Origin of the sequence: Sphingobacterium thalpophilum, from assembly GCF_901482695.1 — a bacterium.
Lineage (GTDB): Bacteria > Bacteroidota > Bacteroidia > Sphingobacteriales > Sphingobacteriaceae > Sphingobacterium > Sphingobacterium thalpophilum.
The window spans coordinates 3,927,412-3,943,710 of record NZ_LR590484.1 but is presented as its reverse complement, the minus strand read 5'-3'; the positions used below and the strand labels follow the sequence as shown (position 1 = coordinate 3,943,710).

Below are 16,299 nucleotides of genomic sequence, written 5' to 3'. Positions count from 1 at the left end.
ATACCAGAGTTCACAGAACCAAAAGTATAGAAAGAAGAAAAAATCCCCGTTTATGATTTTTTTGATCGTGATCATGTCCATCATCCTGATAATTGCAATAATTGTGCAGGGAAAGCATGTTTATCTTCACCTTTCAGGAAAGGGGCATCCAAAAGCTACTGTTCGGTAGGAGCTTTTTGAGTGCAACTTTAGAAATAATGTATTTTACTAAAATTGCACGCTTTTGATTATAATTTAATTCACCGATTTTCAAACAATAAATAATAAACTTAGTGATTGAATATTGCCAAAAACTTATTACCGAACTCGATGAAGAAACCAATTTTTATTCTTCTGAAATTGGAGACACCCTCCAATTGTCGGAAAAGCTCATAGAACTGACTTTAAAGAAGATTTCATTGTTAAAAAGGTTTATCGATGATAAAGGTTTTGAAAAAACTGAAGATGAAATCTACTTCTTTAAAGAATTGAAGCCTAAGATTGTTTCTAAGCTGATATATTACAATGCCATTTATAAGATTGAATCTAAGCGTCCTTACGGAGGAGAACGAAATATTAAAAAATACTTGAATAATGAGCTTTCCAAACTGAAAAGATTTTTTGATAATAATCTTGAATTTTATAAATATTACCGCACTAACAGTAATTATCTTGATCACAAATATTTTGTACGGGGGAATTTCGATATCAAACTTAATCTGGATACTTTCTTTTTCGAGTCAGATCATTCTTTTTCGACATCCCATGACTATAAAGTTTCAAAGATCATAGCTAATGACCTTATACAGGTTTATCTGGAGGACAAACTAATAAATACTCTAGGTCTACCACTAGTGAAAGAAAACAAGGAGCAGAAAATTAAATGGACGGCAAGTAAATCTGCACTGGTAGAACTTATATATGCACTAAATGCCTACGGAGCATTCAATGAAGGACGGTCAGACATTAAAGAGATATCCAGGACATTTGAAACTATGTTTGATGTTGAATTGGGGGATATCTACCATATCTATCTGGAACTGAGAAATAGGAAAATTAACAGAGTGAAATTCCTTGACAATTTAAAAACTGAATTGTTAAAACGAATGGAAGAATTGGATTAACAAAATTGTAAATAAAAACAGGAAACTATATGGCATCTTATTTGTTCTTTTTATATCCAGAAGGACGTAAACATATAGTATTCACTTTTAAATTAAATTGTTATGAACAACGAAGAGCAAAAAAAGGAATCACACAAACATCCTGAGCACCACGAACATCAGGAACACCATCCGCACAAGGAGCATCATGAGGGTAAGGAACACGCTGATGAGATGGAGCATCATAAAGAAAAAGAGCACCATCCAGAGGATGAGCATCATGATGAAAAAGAGCATCACGATAAGAATAAAGAAAAGTAGCACAACATAAAATTAGACTGAACCAAAAGATTCAGTCTAATTTTTTTATATATCTTAACCCCTTTTCCAATAGTAATAATTAAGGGGGTAGCACTAACGCTCTTTACCTGCAGAGAAAAATAGATTTAGAAGTTCCATATCAGATTTATAAAAAAGTTTCTGCCAATTCTAGGAATTCTGTTCCAATCCGCAAAAGTCGTATAGTTACGATCGAATAGGTTCACCACCCCTGTTTTCAAAGTAAGTGCTTGTGGGCCATTGAATTTAAAGCGATTGGCGAGAGAAAGATTAAAGACAGCGTACGCAGGCAAACCTTTTTCACCAAACTCAGGGTTGTAACGTGTATGGCTGGAAGAGCCGTTGATTGACGCATCAGCGGAGAAGGATTTTCTGAAAAATGTTACACCCGAATTATAGGTAAATGGTTGCATCAATGGCAATAACAGGCCATTTTCGCCCGTACCTCTCCGATATCCCAATTGGCCGGTCCATAGAAATTCCTTTGTAACCTGGTACCCTAAGTCAATGGAAGTATTGAGGATGGTAGCGTATTTTAGCTGTTCGTATACTTTTATCCCATAGGCACCAATTGTCATTACGCTCAGGCCGTTTCTTGGTCTGCCTAAAATGTAATCATCTATATAGAAGTACGAACCACTAATTTTGGCCGTAAAGGCTGCTTTCTGATAGGCTAGACTTGCATTTACACTTGTGGATTTTTCATTACGCATATTAGGGTTGCCGATATAATCAAATCGGTCAAAACTGTTGAAAAGATAGAAGCCATAACCTTCTGAGACACTTGGAGCACGCTCTCCATAAGCCGCACCAAAAGTATAGCTCCAATTAGCGGCATCATGTCTAACGGAAGCTGAAAGCCTTTTCAGTAACCGGATTTTGCTGCCGGGCATCTCAGGATAAAATATCCTTAAGCTTTCCAGTCCAAATTGATTATCGATGTTATTATGATGTACCGCCAGTCCCGCACTAAATGTTGCATTCCATCTATCAGATAGCGCATACTTGTCTTCAATGAACAGGTCTCCGTAATAGGTCTGTACTCCCGGCCACGTCAGCATGAACATGTCTTTTTCGTTTGGCGTATTCGAAAACATGGTCATCTCAGCCAATGATTTGTTATAATGACCACTGAGGTTAGCTTTCCAGTCATGCCGGTTGGAAGTGCCCTGCAACATCGAATAAAAGCCAGCAGTCTTACTCCATCCTGGCATATCCATTCTAATGGGTACATTGGGCCGTTTAGTATCGTCCATGACATGTGTAACATCATTGTAATAAACCTTGGTCTGCCATTGATATATCAGCGGCGATATGTGATGACGGGTGTAGGAGACTGAACCAATAAGTGCTTTGGCAAGGGAAACATCCATGGGCAATGCGGGGTAACCTACATCTAATGCCTTGTCATAGATTAATGACGCCTCTATTTGTTGGTGTTCTTTTATTTTATAACCAGCCTGTGCTGAGATATTGTATTTGGTAAACTGTGAGTACTGTATCTCCTGACCGCCCCCTGCACGATAATTAACTGCGTCCCGAATGGTGAAGTCTACATCTGAGAAGAATTTAGGATGTGAGTAATTCAGAGATCCTCCTACTATTTTTTGTTTATTGTTAGTCTCAAATCCGGTAAAAGCCATGCCGTTCAATGCGCTCTGACCAAATGAACCCTTTTTTCTGACAAGATCCAGGGTCCCGGCGATGGTTGATCCACCCGTTGAACTGGCAGATCCGCTGTGGATGGTCGCTCTTGCCAGATTGGTAACCTCAACATAAGATGTAATAGGGTCCATCTTGTCAGTGCAAGCAGCGTAGATCCTCATACCATCAATGGTGATGACACTGCGTTCTGTAGCCATACCGTTCAGAAAAGGTTCCCAGGCATAGCTGCCCCGTCTGATCATATTGACCATACCAGACTTTTCAAGGTAATGGTCCAGTGTTGCCAGAGGCTTGGTTGTGTTATCTTTCAGGTTGCGTTGGGATATAACGATAACCTCCTGTAACTGTTCAGATCGGAGTGAATCTTGTCTCCGTGTTGTATCTGTCTGGGAAAAACCTTTCCCTGACCACAACACCATAGTTATAATAATTATGAATGATCGATACATGATAAAAAAATTAGGTACGATACCGGCAGAAAGCGAAGTCTCTGCCCGGATCGTTACGCACTTTTAGAGAATGTTAGAATTCCAACTCAAAATAAATACTGCTACCTTCGTTTGTTTCCGTTACTTTCTCCCCCTTTATCACTGTACCAATCGAATCAAGTAGCTGTAAATTGATTTTCCAGTACCCGGTCATTGTGAGGCTTAATTTGCCCTGATACATTTTGTCTGTCCCCTGTACCAGGTCTGTATTATTAGGCGAACTATGGTTGGCCATACCGGGCATTCTCGGGTCTATTACAATTTTGTAGTTGTCCACTACAGGAAAATTCATCATCCCATCCATACGGTACAACACGGCTTTCATATCATTAATGGCAACCTTAGGAGCCGTTGGCTCTACCATGGCCAATATATACCGTTTGCTGTCACTGCCCTGAAAAGATTCAACTACCCGTCTGTTTGCTTCAACTACCGATATTCTGTCTTTAATCGTATAATCCTTACCATTTATAGAATAGTTCAGGTTCAGGTCCCAATATTCGCTTTCACTTCCCGCCATCTGGAAGACAATAAAGCCCATGTAGGTAGATGTTGAATTTTTGGCTTTGCTTATCTCTGAATATGGACAGGAATGTTTCATGCTCATCATATTCATTTCCGGAATCCAGGATGCCGTGGCATTATCGATTGTCGTACCATCTGTATTTTTGATCTGAAAAAAGATATTATTGAAGCCTGTTTGTAATTTTCCATTGAGGGTATACAATTCCACCTTATGTGTTGTATTGGATAACGTTGTTACCAATTTCAGGCCATTAAGTTCATTCTCAATAATGGGATTATCATCTTTAGAACAGGAAATAAGGAAGCTGCCCGCAATTATAATAAGAAAGTATTTTAATATTTTTAGAGTATTCATTTTCTGAAAATTTTTATAGTTAACTACGTTTAGCTGGAATCGGATGTATTCCAACTGAAATTTATTTTACCGGGCATATCAAATCTAATAACCGCAAAAAGTTATCAGCTATCTGCACGCCGAAAAAGACAAGTCTGACTGCTGTTTAATCGTAATGCCGCATACCATTAGCATTCAGAACAAAGAAAGTTCTGGTATCTAAACAGCAACCACACCTAATACTATAGAATTATATGGATGTAAAATATTCCGGAGGTTTGTCATTCCTCATAGTGAACAGGAATGAATACAAACTTTGATTGCTCAAAGGATGTTTCCTTTTTACCTCTTCAAACTTTTCCGGTCTGGAAGGATAGGTAAATACAGGTTGGGGATAGTATAACACCTCTGTTTGCAGCTGTTTCAATACTTTTGCTGCCTCTTCTTCTTTCTGCTCTTTAAGCATTTTGGCAAGCTTACACTTCCCATTACACTTGAGTTGAGGTTTATTTTGGTTTTCACAAAACAGGCTGATGAAAAGAGCCGTATCGTACTCATAAATAACATACAACAGATTGTTCCTCATAATTCCAAAAAGCATTATGAAAGCCAAAAAGGGAGTTGCTATTTTAGAGAATTTTCTCAAATCTATCGCCGCATATTTATGGCCCAAAGGTAGCTTTTTTTAATCAATGGATGAAGTTAATAGCGACATTTCACGCCGCATCAAAGTATTCAAGAATAAGATCAACCGAGCATAAAATCCTAATGTCAGCTGCAAATATGTGCAGCAATTTTTCACAACTTGGGTTAAACTTGGGGAAATTGAAAATTAACCATTCAGTAGCAGTTCTATATGATTTAATTCAGCCGACCATTTTTACTACTTGTAAAAAAAAGATAGTAAGAACGGTTCATCGTAAATTAAGAGACAATGACTTTATGTTTGATAAAATCTTACACAAGTTGGGTTGAACTTGTGTGACGTTTGTATATGGAATACTCATCTTTGTAATTGGTAAATAACGCAATTGAGAATCAACTTAAATAAATTAATAGCTATGAAATACATTCTACAAAACGTTATTTTAGAGATTCACAAGAAAGAAGACCTGATTTCTTCGCAAAGTAAAAGATTGATTGATGAAGCTTATGAAATGACAATTTATCTCCAGGATCTGCTATTTTCAATCAAAAAATTTATAGTGGAAGAAGGATTTAAAGACGAAACAGAAGAGATGCATTTCTTCCGTACGATAAAGCCTCAGGTACTCGGTAAATTGATTTATTACAATAAGATTTATCGCATAGAAACGACCTGTCCTGTCAATAATGGAAAAATGGGGATGAGTTATTTTTCGATACAGTTGGCTAATCTTAAACGGGAATATATCGAACATGTCTGCAATTCGGATTTTTATCGGTATTATCGTTCAGGTCGCACAGACAGGGACGAAACTTATTTTAAGCGTGGACAGATCAACTATCACGATGGGTTGAACAGTATTGTGTTTGAGATAGATCCTTCTTTTTCTACTTTTTACGACTACAAGGTAGCTAGAATTATTTCCAACGAATTGTTATATACCTATCTCCTGACGAAAATAAGTCCCGATGAAAATCCAGATTCAATTTTGCAAAATTCGGAAAGTTCAAAAGATGTTTTCTGGACGGACAGTAAAAATGCCCTTATAGAGTTAGTCTATGCGCTTTATGCTTCAGGGGCAATATCGCACGGTAAAATTGGCATCAGAAAAATAAGCCTGATGTTCCAAATTATCTTCCGTATTCCGCTCGGCGATCTACACCATGCTTTTCACCGGATGAAAACAAGAGCAGGCTCACGAACTGCATTTTTAGACCAACTTAAAACCTCATTGGAAGAATATATGGATAGAGACCTTTAGCTAAAGGTTAAACAGTAAATCCAAAGCAGTACACAAAATGTACTGCTTTTTCTTTGCCCATACCTGCCAATTGGCAAGTGTTGGTAAAACTCCTTTGCAAAATATCTTAAATGCTCCAAAACCCTTATTAAACAAGGGTTTTCCCTATTTGTAAAAATTTTTAAAAACCCGCCAAACCAATGGGTAAGGCTTGGCAGACAAACACTGCCACCTTTAGGAATTTTGCATAGTGAATATTTAAAAACTATGCAATGAAAATAATAACTATCGAAGAAGATGCGTGGCAACAGCTCAACAGCCGCATAAACGCGATTGCCGATTACCTGAAAAGATTGGACAATACAAGTTATGATGACTTGTGGCTCAACAACCACGAGGTATGCCAATACCTGCACATCAGCGAAAAGACCTTATGGCGCATGCGGACCAAAGGCGAGATTACTTATTCAAAAATCTATGGGCAGTATTTCTATACCATTGGAGCAATAAAGGATATGCTTAAAGCCAATGCCATACAGAGCAGTGACGATTATGTGCAGCAGCTTATGGCAAAAGGCAAAAGTTATATCGAAAAAGGCAGAAAGCTAAAGACAGACAGAAAATAAGCATGAACCTTTAAAATTATATTCCTATGAATATTGACAGAATGGAATTTTTGGCGTGGATGGAACGCCTGATGGGTCGCCTGGATATGTTGGGCGATAATATAGATGAGCTGCAAAGGAAACGCAACAGTATAGACGGTGAGGAACTGCTGGACAATCAGGATTTGCTTCAGATGCTCAAAATTAGTAACCGCTCGCTGCAACGTTACCGATCCATCGGCAAGCTGCCGTATTATACCATAAGCGGAAAACTGTATTATAAACTATCTGACGTACATCAATTTATACGGGAAAGTTTTAATCCGCCGGCAACTAAGTTGAACGCCATTAAGTGACAAACACTGCCTTTGAGTGCCATATAACAAAATGCGCTCACGGCTTTATATAAATTCGGCTATGAACTTTAAAATTTTCGGAACATGAGCGAGGAAACCAAACATAGGCAAGAAATGCCAGAACAATTCTCAGATATATTGTTGGTGCTGGATAAAGAGAAAAAGAAAATCCAGGCTGTAAAAAGCATTGACGAGAACGGCAATATGGAAACCGTTGATCCCACGAAGAAAAACAAAAATCAGTTTATGCGTGTGGATAAGCATGGAGATTTCTTTTCCAATTTCTTCTCCAATTTCTTCAGCCAGTTGAAGAACCCGACCAATTTCTCTTTTTTCAAGGTACCTGCACCTGTAGCTATTGATACTGCAGATGCAATGCAAAAGCAGGTTGATAAGCCTACTCCTGAAGGTGAGCAACTGATGAAGCAGCATGAAGTGAAGGCTGAAACGCAACAGGATAAAAAACAAGAAAATAAAAATGATATGGAAACAACACAAACAACAACGGACACAAGCGAATATCGCTTTAAGCCGGAACAGATTGATTGGGAAACAATGAACAATCTTGGATTGGGTAAAGATCGCCTTGAAAAACTGAATTTGTTAGACCCTTTGTTGAAAGGCTATAAAACCAATGAGCTTGTGCCCGTAAGTGTAAACCTCGGTGGTGCGATTGTACGCACCGATGCCCGTTTGTCTTTACAGTCTACAGAAGATGGACAAGTGGTGGCAGCAATACACGGTATCCGAAAAGAACCCAATCTGAATTTTGAGTTTTTTGGGCACAAATTCACGGATGAGGATAAAAAAAATCTACTCGAAACCGGCAATATGGGCAGAGTGGTTGATTTGAAAAACACTAAGACGGGAGAAATGATGCCCTCCATTGTCAGCGTGGATAGACTGACCAATGAACTTATTGCTCTTCGGACAGATTTCATAAAAATCCCCGATGAGATAAAAGGGGTAAAATTGGACGACGCACAAAAGCAAACCTTAATGGAGGGCAAACCGCTTCAGCTGGATGGTATGCTTTCCAAAAAAGGAACTGAATTTTCTGCAACGGTACAGTTCAATGCAGACAAACGTTATGTAGAATTTCTGTTTGACCGCAACAACACCAACAGACAAACGCAAAACAACGGACAGAATACGCAACAAAGCAATCAGAACGATCAACCGCAGGAAGCCCCGAAAACATTCAGGGGAAAAGAACTGACAGACGAACAATACAAGGATTTCAAAGCTGGGCAAACCGTTTACATTGATGGGTTGAAGGATAAGAAAGGACAACCGTACCAAGGTTATATTACTTTCAATGCCGAAACCGGAAAAACGAACTTCCAGTTTCCAAGCCAGGTTAAGGCACAGGCAAAACCTGTTGAAACCCATAAAACCCAAACAGCGGTTAATTCGGAAGGTAAAACTAATGAAGCGACCAAGAACATCAAAGAGCCTTTGAAGTCAGGACAGCAAGCCCCAAAAGACAAAAAGCAGCAGGAACAACAGGAAAAACCTCAAACACCCGCAAAATCTAAAGGCAGAAAAATGTAGTATAATATGAAAACAATCATCGCAGAAAAACCAAGCGTAGCAAGGGAAATAGCCGGACTAGTTGGGGCATCCGATAAACAGGATGGCTACCTGACAGGTAACGGCTATTTTGTTACGTGGGCATTCGGTCATTTAATTGGATTGGGAATGCCCGAAGATTACGGTATATCGGGATTTGACAAATCAGCTTTGCCCATAATCCCCAACCCTTTTTTACTGACTGTCCGGAAAATCAAAAAGGACAAAGGTTATACCGCAGATCCTGGAGCTTTAAAGCAGCTCAAAGTCATAGAACGGCTTTTTAACCAAAGCAACAGCATCATTGTGGCTACCGATGCAGGTCGTGAGGGCGAATTGATATTCCGCTATATTTACGAATACCTGAAATGCAACAAGCCCTTTGAACGCCTTTGGATTAGTTCGCTTACCGAAAAGGCCATTAAGCAAGGGTTTGATAACCTGAAAGACGGTGCTGCATTTGACGGACTGTACCAGGCGGCACGAGGCAGAAGCCGTGCCGATTGGCTTGTGGGTATCAATGCCACACAGGCCTTAAGTATTGCCGCGGGAAACGGCATTTATTCGCTTGGAAGGGTACAGACACCTACATTGGCTTTAATATGCAAACGCTATTTAGACAACAAGCATTTCTCGGTAACGAAATATTGGCAGATCCAGTTATTGCACAACAAAGAACTGATAGATTTTAAAAGCATTTCCAAAACAAAATGGGAGGATCAAAAACTTGCCGATGATACACTGAAGGCCATTCAGCGAAATGAAACGGCAACAGTTATATCGGTAGAAACCAAAAGCGTTACAGAGCAACCGCCTTTATTGTTCGACCTTACCGGATTACAAAAAGAAGCCAATAAAAAGTTGAACCTCTCAGCCGAAGAAACCCTCAACATTGCGCAAAGTCTGTATGAAAAAAAGTTCATTACGTATCCTCGTACGGGAAGTAAATACATTCCTGAAGATGTATGGGCAGAAATTCCCAATCTGGTGAGGGCTTTGCAAGATAGGGAAACCTGCAAGCAGGCCGTATCAAAAGTAAAATGGGGGCGTTTCAATAAACGGATCGTGAACGATCTGCGTGTTACCGACCACCACGGATTACTGATTACGGATAAAATCCCGTCAGCCCTGAACGCAAAAGAAAATGAGGTATATGATATGATTGCATTTCGATTGCTCGAAGCGCTTTCGCAAGCCTGTATCAAAGAAATAACCGATGTGGGTTTACAGGTGTTGCATTACGATTTTTCAGCAAAAGGCTGTAAGATTATGGAACCTGGCTGGCGTTCTATTAAAGGAAGTTTTACAGACGATGATACGGAACCTGTACAGGATTTGCCTGAACTGAAAAAAGGCAATGAACTCAAAATAAAAGAAGCCTCCGTTCTCGAAAAGAAAACCAAACCGCCTGTACTTTATACCGAGGCGGGGCTATTGTCGGCAATGGAAACCGCAGGAAAAGAAATCGAGAATGAAGACGAACGTAAAGCCCTTCAAAATATCGGTATAGGTACTCCGGCAACAAGGGCGGCAATCATCGAAACCCTGTTTGCACGCAATTACATCCAAAGGGAAAAGAAGTCCCTGATCCCTACAGAAAAGGGATTGCAAGTGTATGATTTGGTTAAGGATCGCAAAATTGCGGATGTGTCAATGACGGCCGAGTGGGAATTGGCTTTACAGAAAATAGAAAATAACGATGCGGATGTCGGGGCATTCCAAAAGGAAATGGAAACTTATGCGTCTACTATTACCAATGAATTGCTGCAAACTTCCATTGCCCATAACAACCTGCCTCAACTGGTTTGCCCTAAATGCAAAAGTCAGCAACTCATCATTCGTGATAAGATTGTCAAATGTCCTGATGAGGGTTGTAGCTGGGTGCAGTTCCGCAATGTGTGTGGCGTACAAATTTGCATAGCCGATATTGAAAGCCTTGTCAATAAAAAGAGTACTTCGCTTATCAAAGGAATGAAAAGCAAGGCAGGAAAGAAATTCGATGCGTATATCGTATTGGATGATTATTGCAAAACTACCTTTGAGTTTGAAAAGAAGAAAAAGAAATAGTTTATATAAGTTTATTATAACGGCGTTAATCGCCGTTATTTTTTATGGGAGCAATAAAAATATTTATGTAAATTTGTTTTCACGGCGATAATCACCGTCTAAATTAAAATTTATAAATATGGCGCTTAACACTGAACGACGTAAACTATTGGAGCGAATAATGCCTGAAAGTATGATTGTTACGCGAAAGTGGCTGACGGACCAGGCTGCTTTAGATACACATGCTATAGATAACCTGGTTAAGAGTGAACAACTGAAGCTGTTGTGGAAAGGACTTTATATACGGGGGAAGGTTCAGCTTTCGTGGCAAAGTATGCTGTACACGCTACAAACCGTGATGAAAACAGATCTTGTTGCAGGAGGAATGTCAGCACTGGAATTAAAAGGTTTTTCCCATTATCTGCCTACTTCGAAAAAAGAAACAATACAGCTTTATGGCAATGATAAATTACCTGTATGGGCCAATGAACTATCGGAAACGATAACATTTGTTCGCCATACCCGGAATAAACTGTTTTCCGGTATGGAAAGGCAAGTATCCGACAGCTACACTTCTACTGTTTTCTGGAAAGAGGGTTTGGACGAACTTAAAATATCCTGTCCGGAAAGAGCCTGCCTCGAAATGCTGGACGAAGTACCGGATAAAATCTCGTTAGAACACGCTGATCAGCTTATACAGGGTATGACCTCCTTATCGCCCCGCACTTTGCAAAAATTACTGGAAGCCTGTACCAATGTAAAGGTTAAACGGCTTTTCCTTTGGTTCGGTTCACGACACAACTATACCTGGTTTTCAAAATTGAATACCGATAGCATAGACCTCGGTTCCGGAAACCGGGTAATCGTCAAAGGCGGCGATCTCGATAAAACCTACAAAATAACCGTTCCTAAAAATTTCCAATCCTAAGATGAAAAAGGACAGCATATATTACAAACAGGTGCAGTTGTTGGTGCGTATCCTACCGCTACTGGATAGTGAAAAATGTTTTGCACTAAAAGGCGGCACGGCTATCAATCTTTTTTACAGGGAGCTGCCACGGCTTTCTGTAGATATAGATTTATTGTACCTGCCCTCCGAAGGCCGTGAGGAAGCATTGGTCAACATTCGTGCTGCATTAACCCGATTAAGTGAGTTGATTAAGAAAACCATTCCTGGCATTCACATACAAAACGCACACGAACAGGGCAATGCGCTTCGCTTACTTCTGCAAGTGGAAGATGTAAGGATTAAGGTGGAATTGTCGCCGGTGATCCGTGGAACGGTATTCTCCGAAGTACGAATGGAGGTAAGTGAACCAGTGGAGAGGGAGTTCGGATATGCCGAAATACAGGTAGCTTCGTTGCCCGATCTGTATGCCGGAAAGATTGCAGCCGCCCTGGACCGGCAACATCCCCGTGATTTATTTGACGTGAAATTCCTCCTCGAAAACGAAGGCTTTACTGAAGACCTGCGCAAAACGTTCCTTGTATTCCTAATCAGCCATCAACGGCCAATGGCAGAACTTTTGGCTCCTCACCGTAAAAATATAAGAGAAATATATGAAGCAGAATTTGCACAAATGGCCGAAGTGGATATTCCCGTTGAAGCACTGGAAGCCACAAGGGAACAACTCATTGAAATTATCAATACGGATATGACCACTAATGAGCGGAAATTTTTGTTATCGTTCAAAGAGCGAAACCCACAATGGGAACTACTGGGGTTGCCTAATATGGCAGAGGTTGCCCAACTACCATCCGTTCAATGGAAATTGTTCAATCTCTCAAAAATGGAAGAAAAAAAACATAGCCAGGCAGTAGAGAAACTGAAAGAAGTACTGAAGTTATAGAATTGGTTTGCCTTTTCGAAAGTATATACTGAATTGATCATCAATAACAACAAAGTTTACGATCAGAAAATTTTACCCAAGTTAAACCCAACTTTAGTTTTTTATTCAATTATATATTTGAAATTTGTATTTCTCATAATAAGCTCCAATGCTATTGTAAATGATTTCCAGTGAATTGGGAAAACCATTGGCCTATGAAGATACCATATACGTTGTATTCTAAAAATGAGCACGTAAAATCCAAGAATGAGCCTCATAACCTCTCCGAACCGAGCAGGTACCTACTGACCTTTGCCCAGAAAACACATCATTTCCAAATACCTGAAATGGATCTTTTCAGCCAACAACTGAATTACAAGCCTTTTTTTGTCGATCTGGTAGAGATTAATGTTAAAGAGCCAACCCATATTCCCTTTGATATCCATGACAGGCAACTGTTCATGTTCTTTATGCTCAAAGGCAGCCTGCTCTATACCACATCTTCAAAAATTCCTATAATTAAGATACAAGCCAATACATTCCTGATGTCGTACTATGACGAGGGATCATATTTAGCATACGCTGAAAGAGGACAACACATTGCCCTAGTGCTGAGCATACATCCCGATTGGATTGAAAGTATAGATCAGGAGTATTACAATGTGCAACAAATTCTGCAAAGGTTCTTGGATGGTAAAAAATCTTATGAAACAATGGGGCAATGCCGTATGGATAGGAAAATACATCGTTGGCTGTATAAGATTTATAGTTATTCGCAAAATAACAAAGGGGCACTTGATGGCAATCTGCGCAAATACGTAAGTTTGCTGCTGGAGTATTACGATAGCTTGTTGGAAGACCAGGATAAGGATGCGGCTTATCGGATCAAGGGGTTTATAGAAGAGCATTATTGTGATGTCTCCTTAAACGTAAGGCAGTTGGCAGCGCAATTCTTTGTTACCGAGAGAACTTTGCTGAATATATTTAAGCGTACCTATCATGTAAGCGTTCAGCAATTTATCACCGATCTGCGTATTGGCCATGCTTTACTTTTATTGGATCAGGGGATCGGGATCAAGGATGTGTATATGGAAGTGGGTTATGCTGATGAACGGTCCTTTCGCTCTGCCTTGGAGCGTTATCAGAAACGCAAAAAATAGGGATATTCCAAGATATTGTCAAAATCGGAAAATTCTCGACACAAACCTGCTCAATTTTTACCGATTTTGTCTTTCCCACGCTTAACGCTTTAGTGAACTTTGTATCAAAGGATGGTGAGAACCCTCACTAAGATACAAAGGCAATGGAAACAACGGCTATATATCCAAACCAACTCAAAAGAAAACGGATAACACTCAATATCGTTATTATTCTTTTGCTGCTTCTTTGGATACCTGTAAGCATTGACAAAATAACAAACTTTGCAGCATTTAAAAGCGGTATCCTCCGTCAACCCATTTCAGATAGTTTAGGGTACATCCTTATTTACATGCTCCCGGCATTGGAATTAATAACAGTACTGGCATTGATAATGGAAAAATATCGTAAAGCGGGTTTAATCCTCTCAACTGGATTAATGACTGCTTTTACGGCTTATATCGTTGTGGCTCTTATGGGCGCATGGGAAAAGCTACCATGCGAGTGCGGATCGGTGATAAGCGGCATGACTTGGTTGCAACATTTTTTCTTCAATCTCTTGTTCCTTTTTTTAAGCGGTTGGGGGCTTTACTTATGGTACAAATTACGAGGTAGCAACGCTGGAGGCGAAACTACTGAGGGCGGGTCGGCCAAAAGACAAATAAAAAAGTATTCTTTAACATCAAAATTTTAAAGCAATGAAAAAATTAAAAATGAACCTCTTTGCTGTAGTGGCATTAGCAATTGCAGCGGTTACTATGTCATTTAAAATGGCAAGTACAGCAAGCACCTATCATTATACAGATGCAGTAAATCCCGGTGTATTTGCTGACCCTGCCAATTGGCAACCCGGAACTTCAGAGGAATGTGGTTCAGGTGAAGAGTTACCTTGCCAAATAACGGCAGAAAATGAATTGGATTTACAAAGCAAACTGTCGGGGAAAACCAATCCCCAAGTTATGGCTATCGTTGACAGTAAGCGAGAATGATTTCTCAAAAACATTTTAAAAAGCAAAAAAGGGGCATCACAAGCCCCTTTTTATGTTTACTATAATTTATCTCGGATTTTGCTGGATGCCGCCTATTTCTATCACCGTTTCAGGAATAGCAATAGCGTAACGCAAGTCATTGGGTGGCAATGTTATGGTTTGACCGTTTACGGTTCGTGTCAATGTTATATTATATCCGTCCCTGTTCAATCTTTTGATATCTGACCATCTAAGCCCACGATATACCAATTCTTTTCTTCTTTCTATTAAAATCGTATTCAGTGCAGCATCTTTATTAGTAAATGAGTATGGTATAAATTGATTGACATCCCATCTCTTAATCAGTAATTTATTAAGAGTGTTTGCAGCTTCACTAATGTTATCTAATCGGGCATTACATTCTGCAATAATGAGAAGCAATTCACTTGTTGTAATTCCAGTGATTAATCCTGTATTGCCCGTATGTGTACCTTTAAATCTATACTCCCCAACAGCTACTCCACGAAAATAAATACTCTTTCGCAAATCCCCGGCATCATAAAGGTTATAGAGTGATGGTGAAATTCTTGCTACATTAAAGTTGTTAATGGCAGATGAAAACATCCGTGTTTGAAATACGATTTCTTTACTTATTTGATTTACTGACGGTATTGGATAATTTGCGTTTGGGTTCAATCCATTAAAATCAATCAACTCATTACTAATTTCAAATGCCCTTTCTGCATTTTCCAGTGCTTCGACATAATTTCCGATTATCAAATGTGTTCTTGCTAATAGTCCGTAAACTGCCGCCTTAGTGGGCAATGTAGGAGAAGTAATTGTTGCTGGTAACAATGGAAGTGCATCATTAAGGTCTTTTAATATCAAGTCATAGGTTTCCTGTACGGATGACCTAACAGAGGGAATATTTATATCAGGTTCTAACCTTAGCACCATACCCAAGTCCGTATTTGCTGTTGCTCTATTATAAACGGGCGACCATACCTGTACACCGTCCAAATAACGTGCTGCTCTGAAAACCAAAGCCTGCCCTTTGATATAACCTGCTTCTTGTCCAGTCAGGTTGTTCTCCTCAAGTCCTTGTAAAACAGAATTACAGATATATATTACCTTGTAACAATTATACCATTCATCACCATTTGAAGATAGTGGACGGGTTACATAATCCGCTTGCCATGTATATTGACGTTTATCACTTTCGTAATTTAATCCATTGTAATCTGCATCTTTCAAAAAGTGGTCATCACTGCTTGCTTCACCCATTGAGCAAAATACGTGATTAACATCAGAGGCATTATTCAGCAATGATTGCAGGTCACGCAGCGTTGTAGGGATGGCTAAACTTTTATCTGATTTTTCTTCAAGAAACTTTTCGCATCCCGAAATAAGCAATGTCAGGAATAATAGAAACGTTATTATTTGAGTGTTTTTTTTCATTGTAATAGC

General features: G+C 39.5%; 16 protein-coding genes. 12 read left to right on the top strand and 4 right to left on the bottom strand.

The features are described 5' to 3' along the window. Positions 1 to 272: 272 nt before the first annotated feature. Positions 273 to 1,103 (top strand): RteC domain-containing protein, encoded by an 831-nt coding sequence (locus FGL37_RS16290; RefSeq protein ID WP_028068970.1) that lies wholly within the window; start codon positions 273 to 275, stop codon positions 1,101 to 1,103. A 102-nt stretch (positions 1,104 to 1,205) separates the two neighbouring features. After that, the gene (locus tag FGL37_RS16285; protein WP_028068971.1) at positions 1,206 to 1,403 is read left to right on the top strand and encodes a hypothetical protein; all 198 of its coding nucleotides are present in this window, start codon (positions 1,206 to 1,208) and stop codon (positions 1,401 to 1,403) included. 125 nt (positions 1,404 to 1,528) lie between these two features. Here the strand turns inward: FGL37_RS16285 and FGL37_RS16280 are convergent, their stop codons facing one another. The 3 genes from FGL37_RS16280 to FGL37_RS16270 all read right to left on the bottom strand — a co-directional run bounded on the left by FGL37_RS16280 (position 1,529) and on the right by FGL37_RS16270 (position 5,106). Further along, the gene (locus tag FGL37_RS16280; protein ID WP_081817803.1) at positions 1,529 to 3,505 is read right to left on the bottom strand and encodes a TonB-dependent receptor plug domain-containing protein; all 1,977 of its coding nucleotides are present in this window, start codon (positions 3,503 to 3,505) and stop codon (positions 1,529 to 1,531) included. Between the two features lie 103 nt (positions 3,506 to 3,608). Then, complete coding sequence (locus FGL37_RS16275) at positions 3,609 to 4,454, bottom strand: hypothetical protein (protein ID WP_037532483.1); 846 nt, start codon at positions 4,452 to 4,454, stop codon at positions 3,609 to 3,611. A 229-nt stretch (positions 4,455 to 4,683) separates the two neighbouring features. After that, entirely contained in the window at positions 4,684 to 5,106 is a 423-nt protein-coding gene (locus FGL37_RS16270; RefSeq protein ID WP_123868141.1) for a hypothetical protein, read from the bottom strand. A gap of 388 nt (positions 5,107 to 5,494) precedes the next feature. Between FGL37_RS16270 and FGL37_RS16265 the strand changes: the two genes are divergently transcribed. The 10 genes from FGL37_RS16265 to FGL37_RS25770 all read left to right on the top strand — a co-directional run bounded on the left by FGL37_RS16265 (position 5,495) and on the right by FGL37_RS25770 (position 14,853). Continuing rightward, a complete protein-coding gene (locus tag FGL37_RS16265) occupies positions 5,495 to 6,340 on the top strand; it encodes an RteC domain-containing protein (RefSeq protein WP_028068975.1) in 846 nt (281 codons plus the stop codon). 251 nt (positions 6,341 to 6,591) lie between these two features. Further along, complete coding sequence (locus FGL37_RS16260) at positions 6,592 to 6,945, top strand: helix-turn-helix domain-containing protein (protein WP_028068976.1); 354 nt, start codon at positions 6,592 to 6,594, stop codon at positions 6,943 to 6,945. 26 nt (positions 6,946 to 6,971) lie between these two features. Next, a complete protein-coding gene (locus FGL37_RS16255) occupies positions 6,972 to 7,280 on the top strand; it encodes a helix-turn-helix domain-containing protein (RefSeq protein WP_028068977.1) in 309 nt (102 codons plus the stop codon). Positions 7,281 to 7,364: 84 nt separating this feature from the next. Further along, positions 7,365 to 8,834 carry a DUF3945 domain-containing protein gene (locus FGL37_RS16250; RefSeq protein ID WP_028068978.1) on the top strand — a complete coding sequence of 490 codons (1,470 nt, stop codon included), beginning with the start codon at positions 7,365 to 7,367 and terminating at the stop codon, positions 8,832 to 8,834. Between the two features lie 6 nt (positions 8,835 to 8,840). After that, positions 8,841 to 10,919 (top strand): type IA DNA topoisomerase, encoded by a 2,079-nt coding sequence (locus FGL37_RS16245; RefSeq protein ID WP_028068979.1) that lies wholly within the window; start codon positions 8,841 to 8,843, stop codon positions 10,917 to 10,919. A 118-nt stretch (positions 10,920 to 11,037) separates the two neighbouring features. Then, positions 11,038 to 11,826, top strand: coding sequence for a type IV toxin-antitoxin system AbiEi family antitoxin (locus tag FGL37_RS16240; protein WP_028068980.1), 789 nt, complete (start codon positions 11,038 to 11,040; stop codon positions 11,824 to 11,826). Between the two features lies 1 nt (position 11,827). Beyond that, entirely contained in the window at positions 11,828 to 12,748 is a 921-nt protein-coding gene (locus tag FGL37_RS16235) for a nucleotidyl transferase AbiEii/AbiGii toxin family protein (RefSeq protein WP_028068981.1), read from the top strand. A 194-nt stretch (positions 12,749 to 12,942) separates the two neighbouring features. After that, complete coding sequence (locus FGL37_RS16230; protein WP_028068982.1) at positions 12,943 to 13,887, top strand: helix-turn-helix domain-containing protein; 945 nt, start codon at positions 12,943 to 12,945, stop codon at positions 13,885 to 13,887. Positions 13,888 to 14,030: 143 nt separating this feature from the next. Then, positions 14,031 to 14,558 carry a MauE/DoxX family redox-associated membrane protein gene (locus tag FGL37_RS16225; protein WP_028068983.1) on the top strand — a complete coding sequence of 176 codons (528 nt, stop codon included), beginning with the start codon at positions 14,031 to 14,033 and terminating at the stop codon, positions 14,556 to 14,558. A 4-nt stretch (positions 14,559 to 14,562) separates the two neighbouring features. Beyond that, positions 14,563 to 14,853, top strand: a complete 291-nt coding sequence (locus FGL37_RS25770) for a hypothetical protein (protein WP_028068984.1) — start codon at positions 14,563 to 14,565, stop codon at positions 14,851 to 14,853. A 66-nt stretch (positions 14,854 to 14,919) separates the two neighbouring features. Here FGL37_RS25770 and FGL37_RS16215 read toward each other — a convergent pair whose 3' ends face one another. After that, positions 14,920 to 16,290: a RagB/SusD family nutrient uptake outer membrane protein gene (locus FGL37_RS16215; RefSeq protein ID WP_028068985.1), complete on the bottom strand. Its 1,371-nt coding sequence runs from the start codon at positions 16,288 to 16,290 to the stop codon at positions 14,920 to 14,922. Between the last annotated feature and the right edge of the window lie 9 nt (positions 16,291 to 16,299).